Annotated in this window: 29 protein-coding genes and 1 riboswitch; of the genes, 18 read left to right on the forward strand and 11 right to left on the reverse strand. The window is 67.6% G+C overall.

Annotation, left to right across the window (positions count from 1 at the left end; genetic code table 11):
* From O3139_RS06235 to O3139_RS06270, 8 genes are all read left to right on the forward strand, one after another.
* Complete coding sequence (locus O3139_RS06235) at window positions 1–1,008, forward strand: adenosine deaminase (protein ID WP_269516133.1); 1,008 nt, start codon at window positions 1–3, stop codon at window positions 1,006–1,008.
* An 88-nt stretch (window positions 1,009–1,096) separates the two neighbouring features.
* Window positions 1,097–1,207, forward strand: a riboswitch (glycine riboswitch).
* A 172-nt stretch (window positions 1,208–1,379) separates the two neighbouring features.
* A complete protein-coding gene (gcvT, locus tag O3139_RS06240; protein WP_269516134.1) occupies window positions 1,380–2,495 on the forward strand; it encodes a glycine cleavage system aminomethyltransferase GcvT in 1,116 nt (371 codons plus the stop codon).
* A 41-nt stretch (window positions 2,496–2,536) separates the two neighbouring features.
* On the forward strand, window positions 2,537–2,902 hold the full coding sequence (gene gcvH / locus O3139_RS06245; protein ID WP_269516424.1) for a glycine cleavage system protein GcvH: 366 nt from the start codon (window positions 2,537–2,539) through the stop codon (window positions 2,900–2,902).
* 145 nt (window positions 2,903–3,047) lie between these two features.
* Window positions 3,048–4,409 carry an aminomethyl-transferring glycine dehydrogenase subunit GcvPA gene (gene gcvPA / locus O3139_RS06250; RefSeq protein ID WP_269516135.1) on the forward strand — a complete coding sequence of 454 codons (1,362 nt, stop codon included), beginning with the start codon at window positions 3,048–3,050 and terminating at the stop codon, window positions 4,407–4,409.
* Between the two features lie 2 nt (window positions 4,410–4,411).
* Window positions 4,412–5,989, forward strand: a complete 1,578-nt coding sequence (gene gcvPB, locus O3139_RS06255; protein WP_269516136.1) for an aminomethyl-transferring glycine dehydrogenase subunit GcvPB — start codon at window positions 4,412–4,414, stop codon at window positions 5,987–5,989.
* Window positions 5,990–6,030: 41 nt separating this feature from the next.
* Window positions 6,031–6,426: a type VII toxin-antitoxin system MntA family adenylyltransferase antitoxin gene (gene mntA, locus O3139_RS06260; RefSeq protein WP_269516137.1), complete on the forward strand. Its 396-nt coding sequence runs from the start codon at window positions 6,031–6,033 to the stop codon at window positions 6,424–6,426.
* Window positions 6,423–6,842 carry a type VII toxin-antitoxin system HepT family RNase toxin gene (hepT, locus tag O3139_RS06265; protein WP_269516138.1) on the forward strand — a complete coding sequence of 140 codons (420 nt, stop codon included), beginning with the start codon at window positions 6,423–6,425 and terminating at the stop codon, window positions 6,840–6,842. The genes mntA and hepT overlap by 4 nt, the downstream gene beginning before the upstream one ends.
* A 5-nt stretch (window positions 6,843–6,847) precedes the next feature.
* Entirely contained in the window at window positions 6,848–7,789 is a 942-nt protein-coding gene (locus O3139_RS06270; RefSeq protein ID WP_269516139.1) for an SDR family oxidoreductase, read from the forward strand.
* A gap of 197 nt (window positions 7,790–7,986) precedes the next feature.
* Here O3139_RS06270 and O3139_RS06275 read toward each other — a convergent pair whose 3' ends face one another.
* Entirely contained in the window at window positions 7,987–8,730 is a 744-nt protein-coding gene (locus O3139_RS06275) for an ImmA/IrrE family metallo-endopeptidase (protein ID WP_269516141.1), read from the reverse strand.
* A 99-nt stretch (window positions 8,731–8,829) separates the two neighbouring features.
* On the opposite strand from O3139_RS06275, the gene O3139_RS06280 reads away from it, so the two are divergent.
* Window positions 8,830–9,699: a helix-turn-helix domain-containing protein gene (locus O3139_RS06280; RefSeq protein WP_269516142.1), complete on the forward strand. Its 870-nt coding sequence runs from the start codon at window positions 8,830–8,832 to the stop codon at window positions 9,697–9,699.
* 209 nt (window positions 9,700–9,908) lie between these two features.
* On the opposite strand, the gene O3139_RS06285 is transcribed toward O3139_RS06280, so the two are convergent.
* The 7 genes from O3139_RS06285 to O3139_RS06315 all read right to left on the reverse strand — a co-directional run bounded on the left by O3139_RS06285 (window position 9,909) and on the right by O3139_RS06315 (window position 16,249).
* Complete coding sequence (locus O3139_RS06285) at window positions 9,909–11,015, reverse strand: alkaline phosphatase D family protein (RefSeq protein WP_269516144.1); 1,107 nt, start codon at window positions 11,013–11,015, stop codon at window positions 9,909–9,911.
* Between the two features lie 78 nt (window positions 11,016–11,093).
* On the reverse strand, window positions 11,094–13,460 hold the full coding sequence (locus O3139_RS06290) for a TonB-dependent receptor (protein ID WP_269516145.1): 2,367 nt from the start codon (window positions 13,458–13,460) through the stop codon (window positions 11,094–11,096).
* 179 nt (window positions 13,461–13,639) lie between these two features.
* The gene (locus O3139_RS06295) at window positions 13,640–14,155 is read right to left on the reverse strand and encodes a F0F1 ATP synthase subunit B (RefSeq protein ID WP_269516146.1); all 516 of its coding nucleotides are present in this window, start codon (window positions 14,153–14,155) and stop codon (window positions 13,640–13,642) included.
* A 1-nt stretch (window position 14,156) separates the two neighbouring features.
* The gene (locus O3139_RS06300; protein ID WP_269516147.1) at window positions 14,157–14,747 is read right to left on the reverse strand and encodes a hypothetical protein; all 591 of its coding nucleotides are present in this window, start codon (window positions 14,745–14,747) and stop codon (window positions 14,157–14,159) included.
* An 80-nt stretch (window positions 14,748–14,827) separates the two neighbouring features.
* Window positions 14,828–15,052, reverse strand: coding sequence for a F0F1 ATP synthase subunit C (locus tag O3139_RS06305; protein WP_269516148.1), 225 nt, complete (start codon window positions 15,050–15,052; stop codon window positions 14,828–14,830).
* Window positions 15,053–15,107: 55 nt separating this feature from the next.
* Window positions 15,108–15,881 (reverse strand): F0F1 ATP synthase subunit A, encoded by a 774-nt coding sequence (locus O3139_RS06310; protein ID WP_269516149.1) that lies wholly within the window; start codon window positions 15,879–15,881, stop codon window positions 15,108–15,110.
* Window positions 15,882–15,889: 8 nt separating this feature from the next.
* Window positions 15,890–16,249: an AtpZ/AtpI family protein gene (locus O3139_RS06315; protein ID WP_269516150.1), complete on the reverse strand. Its 360-nt coding sequence runs from the start codon at window positions 16,247–16,249 to the stop codon at window positions 15,890–15,892.
* Between the two features lie 268 nt (window positions 16,250–16,517).
* On the opposite strand from O3139_RS06315, the gene tgt reads away from it, so the two are divergent.
* A complete protein-coding gene (gene tgt / locus O3139_RS06320; protein WP_269516151.1) occupies window positions 16,518–17,630 on the forward strand; it encodes a tRNA guanosine(34) transglycosylase Tgt in 1,113 nt (370 codons plus the stop codon).
* Between the two features lie 117 nt (window positions 17,631–17,747).
* Here the strand turns inward: tgt and O3139_RS06325 are convergent, their stop codons facing one another.
* Window positions 17,748–17,921 (reverse strand): YdcH family protein, encoded by a 174-nt coding sequence (locus O3139_RS06325; RefSeq protein WP_209321166.1) that lies wholly within the window; start codon window positions 17,919–17,921, stop codon window positions 17,748–17,750.
* A 138-nt stretch (window positions 17,922–18,059) separates the two neighbouring features.
* Between O3139_RS06325 and O3139_RS06330 the strand changes: the two genes are divergently transcribed.
* Genes O3139_RS06330 through O3139_RS06340 form a run of 3 tightly spaced genes read left to right on the forward strand, consistent with a single transcriptional unit; the run spans window position 18,060 to window position 19,411 of the window.
* A complete protein-coding gene (locus O3139_RS06330; protein ID WP_269516152.1) occupies window positions 18,060–18,668 on the forward strand; it encodes a UbiX family flavin prenyltransferase in 609 nt (202 codons plus the stop codon).
* Entirely contained in the window at window positions 18,665–19,147 is a 483-nt protein-coding gene (locus O3139_RS06335) for a TIGR02444 family protein (protein ID WP_269516153.1), read from the forward strand. The genes O3139_RS06330 and O3139_RS06335 overlap by 4 nt, the downstream gene beginning before the upstream one ends.
* 39 nt (window positions 19,148–19,186) lie before the next feature.
* On the forward strand, window positions 19,187–19,411 hold the full coding sequence (locus tag O3139_RS06340) for a YdcH family protein (protein WP_269516155.1): 225 nt from the start codon (window positions 19,187–19,189) through the stop codon (window positions 19,409–19,411).
* A gap of 158 nt (window positions 19,412–19,569) precedes the next feature.
* On the opposite strand, the gene O3139_RS06345 is transcribed toward O3139_RS06340, so the two are convergent.
* Window positions 19,570–20,145, reverse strand: coding sequence for a GGDEF domain-containing protein (locus O3139_RS06345; RefSeq protein ID WP_269516156.1), 576 nt, complete (start codon window positions 20,143–20,145; stop codon window positions 19,570–19,572).
* Between the two features lie 127 nt (window positions 20,146–20,272).
* Between O3139_RS06345 and purE the strand changes: the two genes are divergently transcribed.
* From purE to O3139_RS06370, 5 genes are all read left to right on the forward strand, one after another.
* Window positions 20,273–20,764 carry a 5-(carboxyamino)imidazole ribonucleotide mutase gene (gene purE, locus O3139_RS06350; protein WP_269516157.1) on the forward strand — a complete coding sequence of 164 codons (492 nt, stop codon included), beginning with the start codon at window positions 20,273–20,275 and terminating at the stop codon, window positions 20,762–20,764.
* Complete coding sequence (locus O3139_RS06355; protein WP_269516158.1) at window positions 20,765–21,859, forward strand: 5-(carboxyamino)imidazole ribonucleotide synthase; 1,095 nt, start codon at window positions 20,765–20,767, stop codon at window positions 21,857–21,859.
* A 70-nt stretch (window positions 21,860–21,929) separates the two neighbouring features.
* The gene (gene coaD / locus O3139_RS06360; protein ID WP_269516159.1) at window positions 21,930–22,412 is read left to right on the forward strand and encodes a pantetheine-phosphate adenylyltransferase; all 483 of its coding nucleotides are present in this window, start codon (window positions 21,930–21,932) and stop codon (window positions 22,410–22,412) included.
* A gap of 16 nt (window positions 22,413–22,428) precedes the next feature.
* Window positions 22,429–23,295: a peptidylprolyl isomerase gene (locus O3139_RS06365; protein WP_269516160.1), complete on the forward strand. Its 867-nt coding sequence runs from the start codon at window positions 22,429–22,431 to the stop codon at window positions 23,293–23,295.
* A complete protein-coding gene (locus O3139_RS06370) occupies window positions 23,292–24,182 on the forward strand; it encodes a peptidylprolyl isomerase (protein ID WP_269516161.1) in 891 nt (296 codons plus the stop codon). Before O3139_RS06365 ends, O3139_RS06370 begins: the two co-directional genes overlap by 4 nt.
* Here the strand turns inward: O3139_RS06370 and O3139_RS06375 are convergent.
* Complete coding sequence (locus tag O3139_RS06375) at window positions 24,149–25,270, reverse strand: Ppx/GppA phosphatase family protein (protein ID WP_269516162.1); 1,122 nt, start codon at window positions 25,268–25,270, stop codon at window positions 24,149–24,151. The genes O3139_RS06370 and O3139_RS06375 overlap by 34 nt on opposite strands.
* Between the last annotated feature and the right edge of the window lie 93 nt (window positions 25,271–25,363).

A 25,363-nucleotide genomic window follows, 5' to 3' on the forward strand; every position in this document is an offset into this window, starting at 1 on the left:
ATGACCGACCTGAACGCCTTCATCGACGGCCTGCCCAAGGCCGAGCTGCATCTGCACATCGAGGGTTCGCTGGAGCCGGAGCTGATGTTCGCCCTGGCCGAGCGGAACGGGGTCGCGATCCCGTTCGACAGCGTCGAGGCCGTGCGGGCGGCCTATGACTTTTCCAACCTCCAGGATTTCCTCGATATCTACTATGCGGGGGCGAACGTGCTGCTGACGCGGCAGGATTTCGAGGACCTGGCCTTCGCCTATTTCCAGCGGGCGGCGGCGGACACTGTGCGCCACGCCGAGATCTTCTTCGATCCCCAGACCCATACCGATCGCGGCGTACCTTTCGGGGTGGTGGTCGAGGGGTTGATCTCGGGGATGGACCGGGCGAGGGCCGAGCTGGGCGTGACGTCGGGCCTGATCCTGAGCTTCCTTCGGCACCTCAGCGAGGAAGAGGCCTTCGCCACGCTGGAGATGGCCAGGCCGTATCTGCATCATTTCGTCGGGGTGGGGCTGGATTCGTCGGAGGTCGGGCATCCGCCGTCGAAATTCCAGCGCGTTTTCGCCGCCGCGCGTGACCTCGGTCTGAAGCTGTGCGCCCACGCAGGCGAGGAAGGTCCGCCGGCCTATGTGTGGGAGGCGCTCGATCTGCTGCGCATCGACCGGATGGATCACGGCAACCGGTCGATGGAAGACCCCGTACTGGTGCGCCGGATCGTGGCCGAGGGGATGACGCTGACTGTCTGTCCGCTGTCGAACCACAGGCTCTGCGTCGTCGACGACCTGAAGGACCACCCGGTGCCGGAGATGCTGCGCCAGGGGATCAGGGTCACGCTGAACTCGGACGATCCCGCCTATTTCGGCGGCTATGTGAACGAGAACTATCGGCAACTGACGGCGGCCGTCGGCCTGACGCAAGAGCAGCTGACGCTGATGGCGAAGAACAGTTTTGCCGGCTCCTTCCTGAGCGAGGCCGACAAGGCCGCGCGGATCGCCGAGGTCGAGGCCTACGCGGCCTGACGTTTGTCATCCCGGCCGGAGCGCGGCGTGTGGTTCCGAGGTCGGTTTGCCGCGCTTGACTTGGCGGCAGAGTCGGGGCCTAGGTCGTCTCGCTCTCGCGGGAGAGATCGGGCCGTCCAGCCTCCCACTTTCGGACGGACCCGGAGCCGAAGGCGCAACCGCCCCGGAAACGCTCAGGCAAACGGACCGCGAGGACACTCGGACGCTGGAAAGTCACCCTTCGAGGGTGCGCCGACGGAGCAAGCCCTGTCATCCCGGACGGCACCCGCCGAGCCGGGACGGGGCGGAATCTCTCAGGTTTCACGGACAGCGGGGGCGCAGATGGCGGCGGAGCCTTCCGCCTCAACACGCGACCCCGAGAGTCTGACAGAATGACCGACCCGACGCTGAAGACGACCGTCCTGAACGCCGCGCATCGTGCACTGGGCGCGCGCATGGTCGGGTTCGGCGGCTATGACATGCCGGTTCAGTACGAGGGGGTGCTGGCCGAGCACCGCTGGACCCGCGAGCATGCCGGTCTGTTCGACGTCTCTCACATGGGCCAGGCCAGGCTGACCGGGGCCGATGCCATCGCCCAGTTCCAGCGGTTCGTGCCCGGCGACTATGCCGCGCTGAAGGCCGGGCGTCAGAAATACAGCCTGCTGCTGAACGAGAGCGGCGGCATCATCGACGATCTGATGGCCGGAAAGCCCGATCACGGCGGACTCTATATCGTCGTCAACGCGGGCAACAAGGACGAGGACTTCGCGTTCTGGCGAGCTCATCTGTCGGGTGACGCGACCCTGACTGTGCTCGACGACCGCGCCCTGATCGCCATTCAGGGACCCGAGGCGGCCGAGGTGATGGTCGCGCATGAGCCGGTGCTGGCCGAGTTCGGCTTCATGGACTGCGCCCGTCTGATGCTGTTCGGGGTCGACTGCTACGTTTCGCGCTCGGGCTATACGGGCGAGGACGGCTATGAGATTTCCGTGCCGGCCGCCGAGGCCGAACGGATCTGGAACACCATACTGCAAGACGCCCGGGTCAAGCCGATCGGCCTCGGCGCGCGGGACAGCCTGCGTCTGGAGGCCGGGCTGCCGCTGCATGGCCACGACATCGATGCGACGACCTCGCCGGTCGAGGGGGCGCTGACCTTCGCCCTGTCGAAATCGAGGAAGGACGCCGCGGACTTCAACGGGGCCGGGCGCATCCTGAAGGAGCTGGCCGAGGGCCCGTCGCGGGTCCGCGTGGGCCTCAGCGTCAAGGAAGGCGCCCCGGCCCGCGAGGGTGCGGAGATCGCCGATGCGGACGGCACGGTGATCGGCGTGGTCACCTCGGGCGGCCCGTCGCCTACGCTCGGCCGCAACATCGCCATGGGCTATGTGCCGCCGTCGCACGCCGCCCTCGGCACCAACCTCAAGGTCATCGTGCGCGGCAGGGCCTCGGCGTGCGAGGTCATCGACATGCCTTTCGTCGCCCAACGCTACCACCGCAAACCCGCAGCCTGATCCTCCGGTCGAGCCGGAGGATGACGAAGAAGGAACACCCCATGCATTTCACCAGCGATCACGAATGGGTCCGGCTGGATGGCGACATCGCCACCGTCGGCATCACGAAGCACGCCGCCGACCAGCTGGGGGACGTCGTGTTCGTCGAGACGCCGGAAGCCGGCAAGACCTTCGGCAAGGGCGACAGCTTCGCCGTCGTCGAGAGCGTGAAGGCGGCCTCTGACGTCTATGCCCCCGTGTCGGGTGAGGTGGTCGAGGGCAATGCGGCGCTCGCCAGCGCGCCGGAGACCGTCAATGCCGACCCGGAAGGCGAGGGCTGGTTCGCGAAGATCAAGGTGTCGGATGCCTCGCAGATCGACGGCCTGATGGACCGCGCCGGCTACGACGCGTTCCTCGCCACGCTGTAAAATCTCCGCTCATCCCCGCGAAAGCGGGGACCCGGTTCTGTCGTGAGGCAGGGTGGCTGGGATGAGCGGTTCGACCTCCCCGGCGACAGTCTTCGCCCAAAGCACTGGTTCCCCGCTTTCGCGGGGATGAGCGGAAAAAAACAGAATGCGCTATCTGCCTCTGACCCCCGACGACCGCACGGCGATGCTCGCCGCCATCGGCGTGACCTCCATCGACGACCTGTTCGTGGACGTGCCCCGGGCGGCGCGGCGCGACGGCTTCGTCGACCTGCCCCGCGTGATGGGCGAGCTGGAGGTCGAGCGGGCGCTGAAGGCGCTGGCGGGCAAGAACACGGCGGCGGGGGATGTGCCGTTCTTCTGCGGGGCCGGGGCCTATCGCCACCATGTGCCGGCAACGGTGGACCACATCATCCAGCGGTCCGAGTTCCTGACCAGCTACACCCCCTATCAGCCCGAGATCGCCCAGGGGACGCTGCAGTACCTCTATGAGTTCCAGACCCAGGTGGCGAACCTGACCGGGATGGAGGTGGCCAATGCCTCGCTCTACGACGGCTCGACCGCCACGGCCGAGGGTGTGCTGATGGCCACGCGGGTGACGCGCCGGAACAAGGCGGTCTTCTCGGGCGGGGTGCATCCCCACTATGTCCGGGCGTCGGAGACGGTCGTTCATGCCGTGGGCGTCGAGACCGTCAGCCTGCCGGCCGCGATCGATGCCGAGGCCGCCGTGATCGACGCCATCGACAGGGACACGGCCTGCGTCGTGGTCCAGACCCCGAACGTGTTCGGCACCGCCACCGACGTGACGAAGATCGCGGAGGCCGCAAAGGCCGCCGGGGCCCTGCTGATCGTCGTGGTGACCGAGGCTGTGTCGATGGGTCTGCTGAAGTCGCCGGGCGAGATGGGGGCCGACATCGTCGCCGCCGAGGGCCAGTCGATCGGCAATGCCCTGAACTACGGCGGGCCCTATGTCGGCCTGTTCGCCTGCAAGCAAAGCCTGATCCGCCAGATGCCCGGTCGCCTGTGCGGCGAGACGGTGGATGCGGACGGGGAGCGGGGCTTCGTCCTGACCCTGTCGACCCGCGAACAGCATATCCGCCGCGACAAGGCGACCTCGAACATCTGCACCAACTCCGGCCTGTGCTGCCTGGCCTTCTCGATCCACATGAGCCTGCTGGGCGAGACGGGATTGCGCAAACTGGCCCTGCTGAACCACGAGAAGGCGCTGGCCACGCGCGATGCCCTGGCCGCCATCCCCGGTGTCGAGATCCTGACGCCGCGCTTCTTCAACGAGTTCGCCGTGCGCCTGCCCAGGCCCGCCGCCGAGGTGGTCGAGGCGCTGGGCAACCACCGCATTCTGGCCGGCGTGCCCTACAGCCGTCTGGCCCCCGGCGTCGGCCCCAATGGTGAAAGGTGGGACGACGTCCTGCTGATCGCCGCCACCGAGACGACGCTGGATGCCGACATCCAGATCCTCGCCAAGTCGCTGACCAAGGTCCTGGGAGCCTGAAGATGAGCACGATGAACACCGTCGGCCGCCCGACCGCCCCCACTGTCGTCGATCACGACTACAAACATCCGACCCTGACGGGCGGGCGCGGCCTGTTGCAGGACGAGCTGCTGATCTTCGAGACGGATGGCTGGTACAAGACCGGGGTCGATCTGCCGGAGCCGACGTCGGATGGCGGCGATCTGGGCGCTCTGGTGCGGCGCGATCCCATCGGCCTGCCGGGGCTCTCCGAGCCCGAGGCGATGCGCCACTATGTGCGCCTCAGCCAGAAGAACCACGCCATCGACCTGGCCCTGTATCCGCTGGGCTCGTGCACGATGAAGCACAATCCGCGGCTGAACGAGAAGATGGCGCGTCTGCCGGGCTTCTCCGACATCCACCCGCTGCAGCCCATCTCGACCGTGCAGGGCGCGCTGGAGCTGATGGATACCCTGGCCCACTGGCTGAAGACCCTGACCGGCATGCCGGCGGTGGCGATGTCGCCCAAGGCCGGGGCCCACGGCGAGCTGTGCGGACTGATGGCCATCCGCGCCGCGCATGAGGCCTCGGGCCAGCATGAGGTGCGCCGCAAGGTGCTGGTGCCGACCTCGGCCCACGGGACCAATCCGGCGACCGCCGCCTTCGTCGGCTATACGGTGGTCGAGGTCGCCCAGACCGACGACGGCCGCGTCGATGTCGCAGACCTGGCCTCCAGGCTGGGGCCGGACGTGGCCGCCATCATGGTGACCAACCCCAACACCTGCGGCCTGTTCGAGCGCGACATCGTCGAGATCGCGCGGCTGACGCACGAGGCCGGAGCCTATTTCTACTGCGACGGGGCCAATTTCAACGCCATCGTCGGGCGGGTGCGGCCGGGCGATCTGGGCGTCGATGCCATGCACATCAACCTGCACAAGACCTTCTCCACCCCGCACGGCGGGGGCGGGCCGGGCGCCGGTCCGGTGGTGCTGTCCGAGGCCCTGGCCCCCTTCGCCCCGGCCCCCTGGGTCGTCAATGACGGCGACGGCTTCAAGCTGATCGAGCGCGAGGAGGACGAGGCGGCCCAGGCCTTCGGCCGCATGTGCGCCTTTAACGGCCAGATGGGGATGTTCGTCCGGGCGCTCAGCTACATGATGAGCCATGGCTCAGACGGCCTGCGTCAGGTGGCCGAGGACGCGGTCCTGAACGCCAACTACATCAAGGCCCGGCTGTCCGACGTCATGTCGGCCGCCTTCCCCGATGGCCCCTGCATGCACGAGGCCCTGTTCGACGACGAATGGCTGAAGGGCACGGAGATCACCACGCTCGACTTCGCCAAGGCGATGATCGACGAGGGCTTCCATCCGATGACCATGTATTTCCCGCTGGTCGTTCATGGTGCCATGCTGATCGAGCCGACCGAGACGGAATCGAAGGCCGAACTGGACCGGTTCATCCACGCCCTGCGCCTGCTGGCCGCGGCCGCGAAGGCCGGCGAGGTCGAACGCTTCAAGGGCGCGCCCTTCCATGCGCCCCTGCGTCGTCTGGACGAGACCCGCGCCGCGCGTTCGCCCAGGTTGCGCTGGACCGCCCCCGAGGGCCACAATATGGCGGCGGAATAGGGCGGTTTGGCAGGGGGCGGGGGAAGGGCTAGGCTCAGCCCATGTCGCCAGACGCCGCCGTCCCGATTCTGGAGCGCCTGATCCCCGGCCTCGCCGCTGTCTATGTGTTTGGCAGCGCCGCCCGGGGCGATGCGCGCGCTGACAGCGATCTGGATCTGGCATTCATATCGGACGCTGTCGTGCGCCCCATGGTGCGCCACGAGGCTCGTCTTGCGGTCGAGGCGATGTTGAAGATCGACGTCGACCTGGTCGATCTGATGACGGCTTCGCCCATTCTCGGACGGCAGGTTCTGCTCGAAGGGCGGCGACTCGCCACGCTGAAACCCATCACCGCCGATTTGGCCGAGATCCGTCTGATGCGGGACTACGAGGACCTCAAGACGCGGCGCAGGGGCATAGAAGCCGACATCGTGGCGCGCGGGCGGGTACTGGCGTGACCGACGACATTCTTGTCGCCAAGGCTCAAACCGTTGAACGCTGCATCGCCCGCGCCCGGGAAGAACTGGCTGAAAGCGTCGATTTCGCTACGGAGTTCACGCGGCAGGACGCCGCCGTCCTGAACGTCCAGCGCGCCTGTGAGGCGACGATCGACATGGCGTTCCGGCTGGTGCAACTGGAAGGGCTGGGGGCACCGGCAAACACCCGCGAGCCCTTCGATCAGCTGACCCGCGCCGGGTTGATCGACAATGCGCTGGGCGAAGTCCTCATGAAGATGGTGGGCTTTAAAAACGTGGCTGTGCATCAATACATCGATCTGGACATCACCGTGGTCGAAAGCGTCATCCGGCTCAGCCTTGATGATCTGCTGACGTTTTCGAGCGTCGCCCTCAGGCTCTCGCCGAACGCAGGATAGACCCGATGCCTCACTGGACCACCGCAAACATTCCCGACCAGAGCGGAAAGCTGGCGATCGTCACGGGGGCGAACAGCGGGACGGGCTATGAGACGGCGCTGGAGCTGGCCCGCAAGGGGGCCGAGGTCGTGATCGCGGCGCGCAACCCGGGCAAGGGCGAGGACGCCCTCCGCCGCATCCGCCGCGCGGTGCCCGGGGCCAGCGTGCGGTTCGAGGCGCTGGACCTGGCCGATCAGGCCTCGGTCGCGGCCTTTGCCGACCGGCTGCTGGCGACCGGGCGGCCCATCGACATCCTGGTCAACAATGCCGGGGTCATGGCCCTGCCGACGCGCGAGGTCACCGGCGACGGGTTCGAGATGCAACTGGCCACCAACTATCTGGGCCATTTCGCCCTGACCGCGCGGCTGCTGCCCGGGCTCAGGGCGGGTCGGGCGCGGGTCGTCCAGCTGTCCAGCATCGCCCACCGCCGGGGGCGGATCCGGTTCGACGACCTGAACCATGCCACCGGCTACAAGGCCTGGCCCGTCTATGCCCAGTCGAAACTGGCCATGCTGATGTTCGGGCTGGAGCTGGACCGGCGCAGCGCGGCGAACGGCTGGGGCCTGACCAGTGTGGTGGCGCACCCCGGCTATGCCCGGACCGGCCTGATCGCCAATGGCCCTCTGGTTCGCTCGCCCTTCCAGCGGGCGGTCATGGCCGTGATTTTGCGGCCGCTGATCGAGCCCCTGATCAGCCATTCGGCGGCGGCGGGCGCCCTGCCGATCCTGATGGCGGCGACCGACCCTTCCATAGCCGGCGGGGCCTATGTCGGGGCGACGCGTCTGATGGAACTGAAGGGCCCGCCGGGACCGGCCAGGGCCGAGCCACAGGCGCTGGACACAGCAGCGGCGGCGCGGCTGTGGGAGGCGACCGAGGCGATGGTGGGGGTGCGGTTCGTCCAGGGCTGATTCGTGCCAGTCCAGAGGCTTGCAGCGCCTCGCGTGGCGAAGCAAAGCGCCAGGTGGATGCACGGTCGGCCTCACGGCGGCCCCGTCTTGCGCGCCCGGGCGGCATGGCGGCGGAACAGGGTGGCACCCCCAGGGCGTCAACCCGGCATCCGTCCCGGTCAGATGCAGATGGCGGCCGCTCTGACAGGGTAAGGTCATCAAGCTCCGGAGCGCGGCGACCAGTCGGGGTTTCGCCCCGCCGTATCCGGCGGCAGTTTCACCAGCGCGCAGAAATCGGCCGTGTCGCGCTGTTCCCACGCCAGCTGCATCAGCCGACCCTGGAACCAGCTGTAGCCAATCGGATCGCGGGTCGCGAGCGTCTCGTAGTTCTCGTCGAAATACGTCCGCTCGTCCTCTCCAGCCGGGGTCGGCCCCGGACCGGCGTGCAGGAAGTCGAACATGGCGACGGTCCGTTCCAGCTCAGCGGCCGTGGTCGGATCCAGCTTCGCGAAGGCAATGGCGAAGCGATTGGCCTCCATCTCGCTGTCCCAGCGATCGAGCGTCGCCCAGCGCCCGGACCAGTCCCCCACCCAGTGGCCCAGCTCGTGCCCGACCAGGAAGCCGTTGAAGATCCTGTCGTACAGGGCCTGCCCGCCCTCGCCGGGCATGACCTGGGCGGCCCAGGCGTCGGCGAAGCCCTGGATGGGCGGCGGCAGCTCTTCCCATCGGCCGACGATCAGGGTCTTGCGGTAGTAGGAAATCACGCTGGCGTCGGTGGAGATCGACACGGCAGGCACGAACGCCGGCTCGACGCCGCAGGCCTTCACGGCGTCGACGAAACCGTCGCGGAGCACAGTCACCCTGGTCTCCAGCGGATCGGTTGTCGCCTGGGCGGATGTGACCTGAGGAAACAGGGATCCCGACGCGGCCAGGGCGACGGCGATGTAGGAGCCACGCATCATCAATCTCCATGCCCCGAACGGGTCTGCTGCTTGACAGGGTAGAGCCGGCGGACCGACGCTGTCTTTTGAATCCTTGCTTTTTTTCTCTGGAATCCTGCGGTGGCGAACCTCGAAGGCGAAGACGCGGTCGTCGCAGCCCCGCCCATGGACCCGACGGTGAGCGTCGATCTGGTCTCGGCCGGGCAGTGGTCGCTCTGTCGCATGGAGCATACGGTGATGGGGCCGGTCAGCTTCGACCAGCCGCCGCCGCCCGTGCATCACCTGGCCATGCCGCTCGGTACCGCTCGACCCCGGATGACCATGGTGGTGGAGGGGCGGGTGCGCCGCCCGGCCTTCGGTCCTGATGAAATCATCGCCATCGAGGCGGGCTCGTGCGGGCGGGGCGGCTGGGACGACGCCTTCGAATCCGCCTGCTTCTATTTCCAGCCCGAGGCGATCGAGGCCGCGCTGGGCCGACCGGTCGGCGCAGGAGACATCACCCTGCACACTTCTACGGGTCTGAAGGCCCCGATCGTGGTCCATCTGCTGCAGGCGCTGCATGCGGATGCGGCGGCAGGCCAGCCCCATGGCGTGATGGTTGGAGACGCCATCTTTTCGGCGCTCGCAGCCCAGTTCGTGACGCAGCCGGTGCGCGACGGAGGGTCCGCCGGAGCAGACTGGCGGGTGCGCCGGGCGCTGGATTACATCCACGCCAATCTGACCGATCCGATCGACCTCAACAGCATCGCCATGGCCGCTGCCACCAGCCCGTACCACCTGGCTCGCAGCTTTCGCGCCGCCACGGGTTCGACGATCTGGCGATATGTCCTGAAGCAGCGCGCCCGACGGGCCGGGCGCCTGATGCTGACCACCGAAATGTCGCTGACGCAGGTGGCCTATGCGGTGGGATTCGAGACCTATTCCAGTTTCGTCGCCGCCGTCCGCGAGGAATACGGGATGACACCCATGGCATTGCGGCGTGGCCGTTAGCCAGGACACGTTCGTCCTCGCCGAGCGGCGTTCGCCCCGCGCGTCGCACCCTCACAGCCTGGTTCAGGTGCCTGCCGATCTGGCCGATGGCGGCGTCGAGGAGGGGGTCGGTGGTCCGGGTCGCGAGGTGGGCGGCCAGGGTTTCCTCCAGCCGGACCCTGGCCTCGGCCTCCATGATGCGGGCATCGGCCTCGGCGACGACGCGGGGATCAGACGACGAGGTCGGCGATCCGGATCGGCTGTTCCAGTCGGACGGTGCCATTGACGTCGCGGATCTGGGCCAGGACCGTCGGGCTTTCCCCCTGCCAGCCTATGGTCAGCAGGCCGAAATTCTGATCGCGGAACACGTCGCCGACGCGCAAGGCGTTGGGTGGGGTCACCGGCCAGACCTCGGTCAGGCCGGAGGAGGTGATGTCCCACAACGGATAGGGCGTGTTGACGTCCAGCCTCGAAATCTCGGCGTAGTGGGTGTCGCCCGAGAGGCAGAACAGGCCATTCGCCTTCCGGTCCCGGATGGCGGCAATCAGCCGCTGGTGGTCATGGGCAAAATTGATCCAGCCCTCCCAGCCGGCGAAATCGGCCAGGACCTGCAGGCTGGAGGCAAGGATGCGAATGTCGGCCGGAACGGACAGCTGCTCTTCCAGCCAGCGCCACTGGGTCTCGCCCAGCTGGGTCGCGGTCATCTCCGGATTGCGCATATAGGGGCCGGGCGTGCTCAGCCCCGCCTGGGCGCGCTGCTGGACCCAGGTGCCATAGTCCTGATTGCCGAGCTCCAGCGGCACCAGCGGCGTACGGTTCCAGCGCAGGTCGGGCAGCAGAATCTGCACCTGCCGTCCCGCCGGGCCAAAGACGGGGGCGGTATAGATGCCGTCGCGGGTGCGTCGGGGGCTGTCGGCCGGCTCGTCGAAGAAGTCGAGGAACTGCCGACGGGTTTCCTCCTTCATCGGATAGTCCGCCCCGGCGTCGTTCTCGCCGTAGTCGTGATCGTCCCAGATGGCCAGGATCGGGACCGAGGCCTTCAGCTTCTGGAATCCGGGCTGGGCCGCCAGCTCTGCATATTTGCGACGCATCACGGCCGGGTCGCGTGTGTCCAGATAGACGTTGTCGCCCAGGAAGATGAACAGGTCCGGCTCGGCCGCCAGTACGGCGTCCCAGATCGGCTGGGGCTTGTCGCTTTTGGCGCAGGAGCCGAAGGCGATCCGGGTCAGGGTCCGGGCGGACTCCCTGTGGGGATCGGCAGACGCCGTACCGGCCCCAGCCGCCAGGCCAAGCCCGGCCGTGCCGGCCATCAGGCCCCGTCGAGAGAGAGTCTTCATTGCCGATTCTCCATTGCGTTAACGCGAACGGAGCGCGCCGCATGGACGCGCCCCGTCACAGTTACTGGCGTCGCCGGCCTAGAAGTGGCGACGCAGGGTCACGAAGGCCTGACGGGGCGCGCCCGGCAGGAAGGTCTGGCGACCGGCATCGTTCTGGAAGCCGCCCGAACCGACGGTCGAGATGTAATCCTCATCCAGCAGGTTGGTCACGTTCAGCTGCAGTTCGGTGCCGTCCAGCCAGTTGCCCGTGTCCGCCACCCGGTAGCCGGCCGTGAACTCGACCACGGTGTAGCCGTCGACGCTCTCTTTGTTCAGATAGGTCGAGAAGCGTTCGCCGGTGTAGGCCGCTGCCAGGGTGCCGAACAGGGTCCCGTTGTCATAGGCCAGTTCGGCGCGGAACAGGGTGTCCGGTGTATTGACGACGGTCTTGCCACCGGTCCTGATAATCCCGGTGGGATTTGCGGGGGTGACAGCAGCGAGGTCAATGTAATCGTTATCATAGGTCGAGTCGTTGTAGCTGAAGGAACCGAAGGCAGACCAGTCATCCGTGAGGTTCCACACGACCGCTGCTTCAAAACCTCGGCTGGTAACCGCTCCGACGTTCTGGATCCCGGAGCCCAGGCCCAGGATTGGCGCGCCGATCGAGATACCCAACAGGCGATCCTTAAACTCCACATTGTAAGCGGCCAGCGATCCCTGGAGCTGGTCGAAGCGGAAACGCCAGCCCGCCTCAATCGTTTTGGAGGTTTCCGGTGAGAGCGTGTCACGAAGTTTCGCGAACCCGCTAGGGGATGCGGCGAAGGGGCCACCCGTGTTGGAGGATTCGAAAGCCCGGATGTTTTCCGAGTACGAAACAAAGAGCTGGTGATCAGGGTTGACATCGTAGGTCGCGCCGAGTTGAGGCACGAAGTTGTCTTCTGCCTTGATCGTGCCGGTCTTGTTCAGACCGGTGATGGTCCGGGCCGTATTCTCGACCGACAGCGACTTGAACCCGCCGAATACCGTCAGGGCGTTGGTGACGGACCAGCTGTCCTGCACATAGAACATCCGGGTTTCGGTCTCGAACGCATATTCCCACTGGGTGCGGAACGGATTTTCCAGGAATTCCAGCGAGTTCCGGGTGTTGGCCGCGCGCGCCAGGCCATAGAACCGGCGCGCCTGGTTGAAGTCGTTGTTTTCCAGCCAGAAGCCGGCCTCGACCGAATGGGCGCCCAGGTCCAGCGTGGCCGACCCGATCGCGCCCTTTCGGGCGATGTCATACTCGGTGGTGCGAACCGAAAGGGGGCTCGGAGTGGTGATCGCCGTACCGTTCTGGTCGGGGGCGCCGACGGGCGTCACCTCATAGGGCGTCCACCACAGGCCCTGGCCCTTGTTCTCGTGACCATAGCCGGTCAGCGACACCGAGAGCGCGTCCGAGATGGGATAGTTGAACGTCAGGGCGCCGATCGTATCGTCACGCAGGCCCGAGGCGTCGAAATAGGCGTCGTCGATGCAGCTGCTGCCCCCGACATAGGCGTTCGAGCCATTGCCGCCGCCGAGCTGAGGGCAGTCCCCGCCGGGGGTTGCCTGATAGATCAAGGCATTTCTGACCGCATCGGCGTAGTTATCGGAGTTGTTGTCCCAGTCCCGTCCAAGACGCGAGATCTGCTCCAGGGACATGTCCTGGTAGTCGTTCTCGCGGCGCTCGGACCAGTTGATGAAGCCGGTGATCTCGCCCTCGCCGACCGGCTGGAGCAGTCTGGCGTTGAACTGGCGCTGGTTCTGCTCGCCCACGCCCTTCCACTTGTCCATCTGATGATCGACATAGGACAGCGACAGTGCCGTGCCGGCCGGGCCGAAAGCCCCCGTATCCAGGCGGATGAACCCGCGCCAGGTCTGGTCGCTGCCATAGGTCCCCGCCACATCGACGCCGAAGTCATCGGCCGGGCGACGGCCGATGAACTGGACGGTGCCGCCCAGGTTGCTGCTGGAGGCGGTGCCGAGCGCGCCGGAGCCCTGCGCCACGTCCACGCGACCGACGTTCTCGGAGATGATGGCGCGCGAGATGTGCAGGCCGTTGTGGTTGCCATAGCTCATGTCGCCCAGCGGCACGCCGTCCAGGGTGAAGCCGAGCTGGTTCTGGTTGAAGCCGCGCAGAACGATGCGCGCCGACCATTCGTAGTTTCCGAAGGCGTCGGCGGACTGGAAGCTGACGCCGGGCAGGCGTTCGATCGCCTTCAGAGGGCTGGTGCCGGGAGCCTCGACGGCGATGGCCGCCTCGGTGAGCGAGGTCTGCTGGCGGCTCTGGCCGACGCCAAAGACGACGACCTCATCAAGCTGGGCGGCGTCGCCCGGCTCGGAAACAACAGCCTGGGCCTGGGCCTGTGCGGCACCCGGCATGGCAAGCGCGCCCGTCAGCACCAGAGCCAGCGTCGAAACACCGGCGAGAAGTCGATAATCAGTCATGGTCGCCCCCGATCCTCAGGCCCCATTGGCCTTTGGCGGCCTTAGACGGGGCCGGCGACGACGTCGTTACGGTCAAGATTCCGTTTCGTGACGTCCGCGCAGGGCGATTCAAACGGCTGCAGACCGTGTCCCGATGGCTACGCCGGATGGTCCGCGGCCCCGGCCGCGGTCGTGGCCGCCTAGTTCAGCCGCGTCCCGATCTGGCCGATGGCGGCGTCGAGGAGGGGGTCGGTCTTCTGGGTCGCAAGGCGGGCGGCGAGGATGGTCTCTGCGGCCTGGGCGGCGATCTCGGCGGCGGCGGCCTTCACCTCGGCCGAGGCCTGGGCTTCGGCGGAGGCGATGCGGCGTTCGGCCAGGGCCTGGCGGCGGGCCAGGGTTTCTTCAAGCCGGACCCTGGCCTCGGCCTCCATGATGCGGGCATCGGCCTCGGCGGCGGCCAGCATCTCGCGGGCCTGGATGTCGGCCGCGGCCTTCTCGGCGCGGATCTGGGTCAGCAGGGCCTCGGCCTCTGCGCGCAGGCGCTGGGCCTCGTCCAGCTCGGACTGGATCTTCTGCGCCTTGGCGTCGAGCATGCCGCCGACGAGCTTCGGCACGCCGACGAAGATGCAGATTCCGATGAAGATCAGCAGGCCGATGCCGACCCACAGCTCGGCCTCGGCAAAGTTGTAGAAATGCGGTTCGAGGAAGGCGGGCATATCAGGCGGCTCCCTTGACCGCGGCGGTCGCCTCGGCGGGCGTAGGGGCCTTGCCGGTGAGGCGTTCGACGATGGCGGCGGCGGTGTCGGCGGCGATGGTCGAGACATTGGCCATGGCGGCGTCGCGGGTGCGGCCGATGGCGGTCTCGGCCTCGGCGATGCGGGCGTTGACGACGGCCTCTTCCTCGGCGGCGCGACGATTGGCTTCCTCGGTGACGCGCGCCTTTGCGGCAACGGAGGCGGCGCGGGCGTCGGCGCGGGCCTTTGCGACCTCGGCCTTGGCGGCTTCGGCCTGTCCGGCGGCCTCGGCCTGGACCTGGCGGGCGGTGGAGACGGCGGTGGCGATCGTGGTCTCGCGCTCGTCGAAGACGCGGCGCATGCGCGGGGCGAAGACCTTTGCGATCAGCCAGTAGAGAATGGCGAACAGGAAGATCAGATAGACGATCTGGCCCAGCCAGTGCTGGAACTCGAACTGCGGCAGACCACCGCCGCCCTCATGCCCGGCCGCTTCGGTCGAGGCATGGGTCTCGCCCGCTGCGTGGGCCGCAGGTGCGCCGTGAACGACGGTCGAGGGTTCGGTAGGATCAGCCATGGTCCATCAGGTCTGGAGAAATCGGTCGAACAGGCGCGACGCCAGATATCCGGCGCCGCGCCCGATCGGAAATCGGCGCTTTAGGCCGAGTAGATCAGGATGCCCAGAACGAAGGACAGGATGCCCAGGGCCTCGGCCAGGGCGGCGCCCACGAACAGGTTGCCGATCTGCGAGCCGGCGGCCGACGGGTTGCGCAGGGCACCCGTCAGGAACGAGCCGAAGATGTTGCCGACGCCGATGCCGGCGCCGATCATGCCGGTCATTGCGAGGCCGGCGCCGATGAGCTTGGCGGCTTCTGCTTCCATAGTCTTTAGTCCTGGTTTGGGGTTGGTTGGTTGGGGATGGAACTGGGGGTGGGCTTTAGTGCCCGTGGCCCAGGTTGACCACATCGTTTAGGTAGATGCAGGTCAGAACGGCGAAGACGAAGGCCTGGAGGAAGGCCACCAGAAACTCCAGCGCGGTCAGGCCGACGGTCATGCCCATCGACAGCAGGGCGATCGGAATGCCCAGCAGGCCGACAGCCCCGCCGACGCCTACGACCACGAAGCCGGCGAAGACCTTCAGGGCGACGTGGCCGCCCATCATGTTGCCGAACAGACGAAGCGTCAGGGTTACGGGGCGCAGTAGGAACGACACGAACTCGATGATGATCACGAACGGCAGGACCGGCCACGGCACGCCCGACGGCACGAACAGCTTGAAGAAGCCCAGGCCGTGTTTGGCAAAGCCGATGATCAGGACCAGCAGGATGGTCAGCACGCCGAAGGTGGCGGTGACGGCGATCTGCGAGGTGGCCGTGAAGGTCAGGAACAGGCCGATGAAGTTCATGGCCAGGATGAAGGTGAAGACGGTGAAGACGAACGGGAACAGCTTGCGCCCGTCATGGCCAATGATGGAATCCACCAGGCCGTCGATCATGCCGAACAGGGTCTCGCCCGCCGCCTGGGTGCGGGTGGGGACCACCTTGGCATTGGCGGTCACCAGCTGAAGGAACAGGACGACCAGGCCGAAGGCGATGGTCATGGCCAGATGCGAATTGGTGAAGGCGATCTGCTGCTCGCCGACGACGGGCAGGTTGACGGTCCCGAAGTCAATCAGGGGTTCGATCTTGAACTGGTGAAGCGGATCAGCCATGGGCCCCTTTAGTCTTCTTCGTCATCGTCGAAGGGAACCGACTTCGGCTCCACTCCGCTTGCTCTCGCCTGGGCCATCAGGCGTTGCGCCGTCGACCAGGCCATCCAAACCGAAACGGCGAAGCCCAGAAGGACGCCGCCGATCAAACCCCATGGCGCGGTCGCGAAGAACCGGTCCACGATGAAGCCCAAAGCCAGGCCCACGAACACACCGCCGAACAGGTCGGCGATGATCCGCCACGCCTGACCGGCCGCAGCCTGACCCGCAGCGTCGTGCGAGATCGCCCTGGCGTTGCGCGCCTCCAGTGCGGATGCGCTTTCGGTGAGGCGTTTGATCGCCTCTTCGCGCGATTCCGTAGGCTGGGACATGGACTTTGTTGGCTTCTGATCCCGCCCGGCCACGCATGGATATGCGGGCCCCGACAGGGGTCTGAATTCGGCGCGGAACCTATAGGCGGGGGCACGGAAGGTCAAGGCGGGCGAGCGCATCGTTAACCTCCTGAAATAAAACGGCTCTTTCCCGGCTTCTATGCCTGTCGGCCATATTCGCCGGGCTGCACGGAGGTTGGAGGCGTCGCGCGCTTCCCACGCCCGTGCCCCCGGCCTATAGCCCCTGCCTTTACCGGAGCCGCCCGCCGTGCCTTTTCCCTTCACCCTGACTGCGACCGAAGGGCGCGCCCGGACCGGCGTGCTGACGACGCCGCGCGGCGACATTCGCACGCCCGCCTTCATGCCCGTGGGCACGGCCGCGACGGTCAAGGCGATGAGCGTGGACCAGGTGAAGGCGACGGGGGCCGACATCATCCTGGGCAATACCTATCACCTGATGCTGCGCCCGGGGCCCGAGCGGATGGAGCGGCTGGGCGGGCTGCACGCCTTCATGGGCTGGGACAGGCCGATCCTCACGGATTCGGGCGGGTTCCAGGTCATGTCCCTGGCCGGCATATCGAAGGTGAAGGAGGAGGCGGTGACCTTCTCCAGCCACATCGACGGATCGAAACACGTCCTGTCGCCCGAGCGCTCGATCGAGATCCAGGCCGACCGGATCGGGGCCGATATCTCCATGCAGCTGGACGAATGCGTCGCCTGGCCGGCCGAGGAATCCCGAGCGCGGGCCGCCATGGAACGGTCGGCGCGATGGGGGGCGCGATCAAGGGTCGCGTTCGGGACGCGGGAGACGCAGGGTCTGTTCGGCATCCAGCAGGGATCGACCTTCGAGGCCCTGCGGCGCGAGTCGTCCGAGCGGCTGATCGAGATCGGCTTCGACGGCTATGCCATCGGCGGCCTGGCGGTGGGGGAGGGGCACCAGGCGATGTGCGAGGTGCTGGACTATGCGCCCGACATGCTGCCCGCCGACCGGCCGCGCTATCTGATGGGGGTCGGCAAGCCGGTCGATCTGGTCGAGGCGGTCTGGCGCGGGGTCGACATGTTCGACTGCGTCCTGCCGACGCGGGCCGGCCGCCACGGTCAGGCCTGGACTTGGGACGGGCCGATCAATCTGAAGAATGCGAAATTCGCCGAGGATCGCACGCCGCTGGATCCCTCGATCGACTGCATCGCCTCATCCGGCCATTCGAAAGCCTATCTGCATCACCTGATCCGCGCCGACGAGATCCTCGGCAAGACCCTGCTGAGCTGGCACAACATCGCCTTCTATCAGGCCCTGACGGCAGCGATGCGCGACGCCATTGCCCAAGGCCGGTTCGAGGCGTGGCGCAAGGCCTTTCACGCGCGGCATGTGTCGAACTGAGCGGCCTCCTGCTTTCGTCATCCCCCGGTCTGCGCTTCGCTTCGCCGGAGGATGACGACATGAAAAACGGCCCCGGAGCGATCCGGGGCCGTTCGGTTTTCTGACGGAGACCCGGGGCTAGCCTGCCCTGGCCTCCAGACTGGTGATTTCTTCCTTCAGGCGGAGCTTTCTTCGTTTCAGCTCCCTGACCTGCAACTCATCCACGGCCGGTCGACTGAACTCCCGCTGGATCGTCTCGTCCAGCTGGCGGTGACGGTTTCCCAGTTCGCGGATACGAGCTTCGATGGTCATGGCTTGCGCCTCCATGTCTAAGGGACCACACAGTGAGCGCCCGGATTGGCGGTCTGTGAAATCACGGTTCGGTGACGTAAACGGACCGTTAAAATCTTCCGGGCACCGATCAGCCTGACCCCCAATTTGGACCATGATGTGAACGGAGCCGTACGCAACCCGCCGAGCCGACTGGTGGTCGGCATTTCGGGCGCATCGGGCGTGATCTATGGCGCGCGGGTGCTGGATGCGCTGAACGAACTGGGTGTCGAGAGCCACCTGGTCGTCACGCGCGCGGCCCTGCTCACATTGTCGCAGGAAACCGATCTGACGCCCGACGAACTGACGGCAAAGGCGAGCGTGCTTCACAGGCTGAACGACGTCGGCGCGACCATCGCCTCGGGCTCGTTCCGGACCCTGGGCATGATCGTGGCCCCCTGTTCGGTACGGACGATGAGCGAGATCGCCACGGGTGTGACGTCGACCCTGCTGACGCGGGCGGCAGACGTGGTGCTGAAGGAGCGCCGCCCTCTGGTGCTGATGGTGCGCGAGACGCCGTTCCACCTGGGCCACCTGCGGACCATGACGGCCCTGACCGAGATGGGGGCGGTCATCGCGCCGCCGTTGCCGGCCTTCTATGCGCGGCCCGAGACCATCGCCGACATCGTGGACCAGTCGGTCGGGCGGGCGCTGGACCTGTTCGGACTGGACTGGGGATCGGTGCGGCGCTGGGACGGGCTGAAGGGTCCGGCGGCCGAAGAGGCATGAGCGAAGGGTCCGACGGCGGTCTGTGGGCCTGGGCACTGACCGCCTATCGCGCGCCGGGCGTGTCCGAAGCGTGCCTCGGCCTTCAGGATGTGAACGGGCAGAATGTGCCCCTGCTGCTCTGGGCGGCGTGGGCGGCAAGCACGGGTCGGGCGCTGGACGAGGATACGGTCGAGGCGGCCTGCGACGCCGCGCGCGCGTGGGACCGGGTCGCGGTGACCCCGCTGCGGGCCGTGCGGCGGACCCTGAAACTGCCGGTACCGGACATCGACGATACGGCGCGCGAGGCGCTGCGGGATCAGGTCAAGGCGGTCGAACTGGCGGCTGAGCGACATCTGCTGGCCGGACTCGAGGGTCTGGCAGCGACGGTCGAGGGCCCGCCGCGGCCGGCGATCGAGGGTCTGGTGGCGGTGGCCAGGGCGTGGAGCCGGGTCGTGCCGCGCCCGGCGCTGATCGCGCTTTCCGAACGGCTTCCGGCATGACCGACGAAGCGCTATAAGCCGCCGCGCGCAGGGTATCCGATGAACGACGATCAACCGTTTCTGACCGAGGAAGAACTGGCGCTGCATGCCCAGGTCAAGCTGCTGCGGCTGGAGCATTCCGACCTCGACGCCTCGATCGAGGCCCTGTCGCACATGCCGATCCCCGACCAGCTGCTGATCGCCCGGCTGAAGCGCAAGAAGCTGTCCCTGCGCGACGAGATCGTGAAGATCGAAAGCCGGATTCTGCCCGATATCATCGCCTGAGTTCGCTGGACTCCCTGAGTCCAACGCAGTGCATCCATGCTATTGAATTCTATACAATTGTACGCGTTGCACCCGGTTTTTCTGAGTCCATTTCTGACGCCTGGGCGACCTTGGCCGCAAGCGTTCAGAAACGCGCCTAATCATCTGAAAAACAGGGGCTATCGCCCGCGCTTCCTCACCCACATGGCCGCATCAGCTTCGGCCAGCCAGGTCTCGACGTCCGTCTGGCCGGCGAAGGCCCGGACGCCGAAGGAGCCGGCCAGGGGCGCGGGCCGGTCGTCGTAGCGGAAGTCGGCCTCTTCCAGCGCCGCCGTCAGCCCGGCGGCCTTCTCGCGGCCCTCGTCGATACCGGCGTTCAGCAGCAGCAGGCCGAACTCGTCGCCGCCCAGGCGTCCGACGGCATCGGTGGCGCGCACATTGTCCAGCAGCAGCCCGGCCACGCGCACGAGGGCGGCGTCGCCCGCGGCGTGACCCAGACGGTCATTGACCCCCTTGAACCCGTCGAGGTCGAGATACAGCAGGACGGCGGGAACCTTGTAGCGGCTGCAGTAGGCCATGGTCCGCTGCATGGCCGCAACGAAGCCGCGCCGGTTCAGGACCGGGGTCAGGACGTCGTGGTCGGCCGCGGCCTCGGCCGCTTCGGCGCGGGCCCGCAGGGTCGCAACCTCGGCGCGGAGGCGGGCGATCTCGGCCCGGGGATCAAGCCCGCTGTCGATGTCGGCGTCGTCGGTCACGAGGGGCGAAGGCTCCGGGGGGCGCGACTCAGACGGATGAGGCACAGTCCTAGGCTAACGCCGTCAGTTGCGGGCGCAACGTGCGTGCTGTAACCGGCCGCTTTCGTAGCCAGGGGCCTCATCGACCATGACGACGACGACCGCGCCGGTGGCGATCATCATGGGCAGCCGCTCGGACTGGCCGACAATGAAACACGCGGCCGACGCGCTGGATCGGCTGGGCGTGGCCTGGGACGCGCGGGTGATCTCCGCGCACCGGACACCCCGGCGCCTCTATGAGTTCGCGACCACGGCCCGGGTGGCGGGATTCAAGGTCATCATCGCGGGCGCAGGCGGGGCCGCGCACCTGCCGGGCATGGCGGCGTCCATGACGCCCCTGCCGGTGCTGGGCGTGCCGGTGCAGTCAAGGGCGCTGAAGGGGCTCGATAGCCTGCTCTCCATCGTCCAGATGCCGGGCGGGGTGCCCGTGGCCACCCTGGCCATAGGCGAGGCGGGGGCGAAGAATGCGGGCATTCTGGCGGCGCAGATCCTGGCCCTGTCCGATGACGATCTGGCCGGTCGGCTGGAGGCCTTCCTTGAGGCCCAGACCGAGGCCGTGCACGAGACGGTCGAGGACTGATTGAGCGCCGTGTCCGATCCTTCTCCCCTGGCCCCGGGATCGACGCTCGGGATCCTCGGCGGCGGCCAGCTGGGCCGGATGCTGTCGCAGGCGGCTTCGCGCCTGGGGTTCGACGTCGTCATCCTGGACCCGGAGGAGAACAGTCCGGCGGGGCGGGTCTCGCGCGGCCAGATCGTCGCCGCCTATGACGATCCGACGGCGCTGAACGTGTTCGGCCGGGTCTGCGACGTGGTGACCTTCGAGTTCGAGAACGTCCCCGCCAGTTCGGTCGAGCGCCTGGCGGCGGCCGGGGCCCTGGTCGCGCCGGGACCGACGGCCCTGGCTGTGGCCCAGGACCGGGTGGACGAAAAGACCTTTCTGAACGCCGTCGGCGCGTCGACGGTCGGCTTCGTCGCCGTCGAGGATCTGGACGACCTGATGGCCGGGCTGGAGACGCTCGGCCTGCCCGCGCTGCTGAAGACCCGCCGCGACGGCTATGACGGCAAGGGCCAGGTCTGGATCAGGTCGGCGAAACAGGCCGGGGCTGCGCTGGCGTCGCTGGGCGGGCGGCCTGCTATCCTGGAGGCCCGGGCCCCGTTCATCCGGGAGCTTTCGATCATCGCCGCGCGCGGCCGGGACGGGTCGGTCGCGGTCTATCCGCTGGGCGAGAACCGACATTCGGGCGGCGTCCTGCGGACCACCCGGGCCCCGGCCGGGCTCGACAGGAAGACGGAGCGGCGTGCCCGGGCGATCGCGGCGGCCGTTCTTGATGGGCTGGCCTATGTCGGGGTGATCGGCATCGAGCTGTTCGATCTGGGGGGCGGCACGCTTCTGGTCAACGAGATCGCGCCGCGTGTGCACAATACCGGGCACTGGACCCAGGACGGCTGCATCTGCGACCAGTTCGAGCAGCATATCCGCGCCATCGCGGGCTGGCCTCTGGGGCCGACGGCGGCCCATGCAAGGGTCGAAATGACCAATCTGCTCGGCGACGAGGTGAATCAGTGGTCCCGCGTCGTCGCCCGCGCCGACCAGCGGCTGCATCTGTACGGCAAGACCGACGCCCGGCCCGGTCGCAAGATGGGCCACGTCAACCGGGTACGACCCCTGGGCTGAGGCCCTGAACATCTGGACCGCATCGGTCGGCGGATGCTAGATCACACGCGTCCGGGGAGAACATATCGCCATGCGCATCGGTCTCTATCCGGGCACCTTCGATCCCGTCACCAACGGGCATATGGACATCATCGGCCGGGCCGTGAAGCTGGTGGACCGGCTGGTGATCGGCGTGGCCCAGAACGACGACAAGGGGCCGCTGTTCACCACTGCCGAGCGCGTGGAGATGGTGCGGGCCGAGGTCGCGGGTCTGGGAGGCGACATCGATGTCCAGCCGTTCTCGACCCTGCTGATGCATTTCGCCGAGCGGCTGAACGCCAACGTCATCGTGCGGGGCCTGCGCGCCGTGGCGGATTTCGAATACGAATTCCAGATGACGGCCATGAACCAGCGCCTCAATGACGACATCGAGACCGTGTTCCTGATGGCCGATCCGCGCCACCAGGCGATCGCCTCGCGGCTGGTCAAGGAGATCGCCGGGCTGGATGGCAACATCGAAAGCTTCGTCAGCCCCGCCGTCGCCGCCGCCGTGCGCGAGCGGGTCAAACGCTAACCCCAGGATGCCTCGCTTGAAGCTCACGCCGTTCGCCGTCGCCGCCGTCCTCTCGGTCCTGATGCCCGCCGTCGCGTCGGCGCAGACCGGCCCCGCACCCGCCGCCACGGACTGGCGGACGGTCGCGCCCGAGAACCTGCTGGTCATCGATACGTCCAGGGGGCGGATCCTGGTGGAGCTGGATCCGCTGGTGGCCCCCAACCATGTCGTCCGCATCCGCACCCTGGCCGATCAGGGCTTCTATGACGGACTGACGTTCCACCGCGTGCTGACAGGCTTCATGGCCCAGACCGGCGACCCCCTGGGGACCGGGGCAGGCGGGTCGGAGCTGCCGGATATCGCAGGGGAATTCAGCTTTCGGCGCGGCCGGGATGCCGGTTTCGCTCCTGTCGAGGGCGATTCCGGGACGGGTCTTTTCGGTTTCATCCATTCGATCCCCGTCCTGACCCAGCCCGACGCGCAGATGATGGTCACGTCGGACTTCAAGACCACCGCCACCGGTTTGTTCTGTGGCGGAGTCGTGGGGATGGCCCGCGCCGGCAGCCCCGACAGCGCCAACAGCCAGTTTTTCCTGATGATGGCTCCGAATGCCACTCTGAACGGAACCTACACTGTCTTCGGGCGGGTGGTCTCGGGGCTGGAGGTGGTCAGCCGTCTGAAGGCCGGTCCGGCGAGCGAGGACGGCAAGGTCGCCGACAACCCCGACACCATGACCCATGTCCGCACGGCCTCCGCCCTGCCGGAGGCGGAACGTCCGACGGTGCAGGTTCTGGATCCGCGTTCGCCGGCCTTTCAGGCCCATGTGGCCGAGGCGCGCAGGGCCCGGGGCACGACCTTCAACGTTTGCGACGTGCAGCCCGTGACCGAGGTGATCGCTCCATGATCCGACCGACCGTTCTGGCCCTGGCCCTGCTGGCCTGCGCCCCCATCGCTTCGGCGCAGGACATGGGGACGACGGCCACAGACGCACCCGTGGCCGTCGCCACCGACTGGCGCACCGTGCCGGCCGAAAACTTGCTGGTCATTGACACGAACAGGGGCCGGATTCTGGTCGAGATGACGCCGGAGATCGCGCCCCTCCATGTCGAGCGGATGCGGCTGCTGGCCCGGCGCGCCTTCTTCGACGGCATCGTCTTCCACCGCGTGATCGACGGCTTCATGGCCCAGACCGGCGATCCGCTCGGGACGGGAGAGGGCCAGAGCCCCTATCCCGACCTGAAGGCAGAGTTCACCTTCCGGCGCGGGCCGGACATGCCCTTCGCCCTGGTCGCAGCCCCGGCCGGCGCGGCGCTGGGATTTCTGAACAGCCTGCCGGTCCAGACCCAGCCCAACGCCCTGATGGCCACGACGGCGGATGGCAAGGTCCACGGCTGGGGCACCTATTGCCCGGGCGTGGCGGGCATGGCGCGCGACGAGGCGAACGACAGCGCCAACAGCCAGTTCTTCCTGATGCGCCAGCCCTATCCGGCTCTGGACAAGCGCTACTCCATCTGGGGTCGGGTGGTGTCCGGCCTGGACATCGTCAGGGCGATCAAGGTCGGCGACGGCGACAACGGCATGGTGACGACCGATCCCGACCGAATGACCCGTGTCCGGGTCGCCTCCGACCTGCCGGTCGACCAGCGGCCGGTGGTCCAGGTGATGGCGACGTCGTCGCCGGCCTTCCTCACCCTGGTCGAGAGCGTGCGGATGGTGCGGGGCGCGGATTTCTCGATCTGCGACGTCGACCTGCCGGTTCAGGTCTCGGGACCGGCCGCGCCCGCCGTCTGAGGCCGACCCCGGCCGCGTCCGCGCCGCCGCCGTACGGGTCGTCTGGCCAGACGCATCTGCTGCAGCAGCAGGCCCTCGCGCAGGCCGCGATCGGCGACGCGGACACGCTCGCTGGGCCAGGCGCGCTGGACGGCATCCAGGATCGCGGCACCCGCCAGCACCAGGTCGGCGCGGTCTGGCCCGATGCACGACTCGGCGGCGCGACCCGTGGGCCCCATGGCCTTCAGCCGGTCGGCCGCCGCGTCGCAATCGGCCCGCGTCATCCACAGGCCATCGACCCGGTCGCGCTGATAGCGGGGCAGGTTCAGGTGCACGCCCGCCAGGGAGGTGATCGCGCCGGAGGTCCCCACGAGGTGGCCTTGGCCGCCCTCATACAGGCGCCGGAATTCCGGATCCTCGAATCCGTCGGCGGCCAGGGCTGCGGACATGTCGGCCACCATGGCCTCGTACCAGGCCTGACCCGACCCCTCAGGCTCGGGATGGCGCTCGGCCAGGGTGACGACGCCCAGCGGCACCGACAGCCAGGCCGCCGTCTTCATCTCGCTGCCCGACTTGCGCAGCCAGGACAGTTCGGTCGATCCGCCGCCGACGTCGATGACCAGGACGGCCTCCGCCGCCGGGTCGAACAGGTTCAGACAGCCTTCGACCGACAGGCGGGCCTCCTCGACCGGATCGATGATGCGAAGCTTCAGCCCGGTGCCCTTGCGCACCCGCTCCACGAAGGCGGCTCCGTTCTCGGCCTGGCGACAGGCCTGGGTGGCGACCGCGATCAGACGGCTGGAGTCGACGCCGCGCCGGATCACCCGGTCGGCGCACTGGGCCAGGGCGTCATAGGCGCGATCCATGGCCGCCTCGTCCAGGCGACCGGTGCGCGACAGACCCTCGCCCAGACGCACGATCCGGCTGAAGCTGTCGACCACACGAAAGCCGTCCCGCGCCGGACGCGCGATCAGCAGACGGCAGTTGTTGGTCCCCAGATCAAGCGCGCCATAGACGGGGCCGTCGCGAGCCGACGCATCCCCGTTCCACGCCCGCTGGACCCGGGACCGTTCGTCGCGCCGTCGTGGCGCGCCGTCGGGTGCCGGCATGGGCCGAACTTTCACATGGGCGCAACCGGGAAGGGCGCCCGTCCCGATCAGCCTAATGCGCGTTGATCGTCCGTGCCAAGCCTATCTGACGCC

Origin of the sequence: Brevundimonas subvibrioides (assembly GCF_027271155.1) — a bacterium.
GTDB classification, from domain to species: domain Bacteria; phylum Pseudomonadota; class Alphaproteobacteria; order Caulobacterales; family Caulobacteraceae; genus Brevundimonas; species Brevundimonas subvibrioides_D.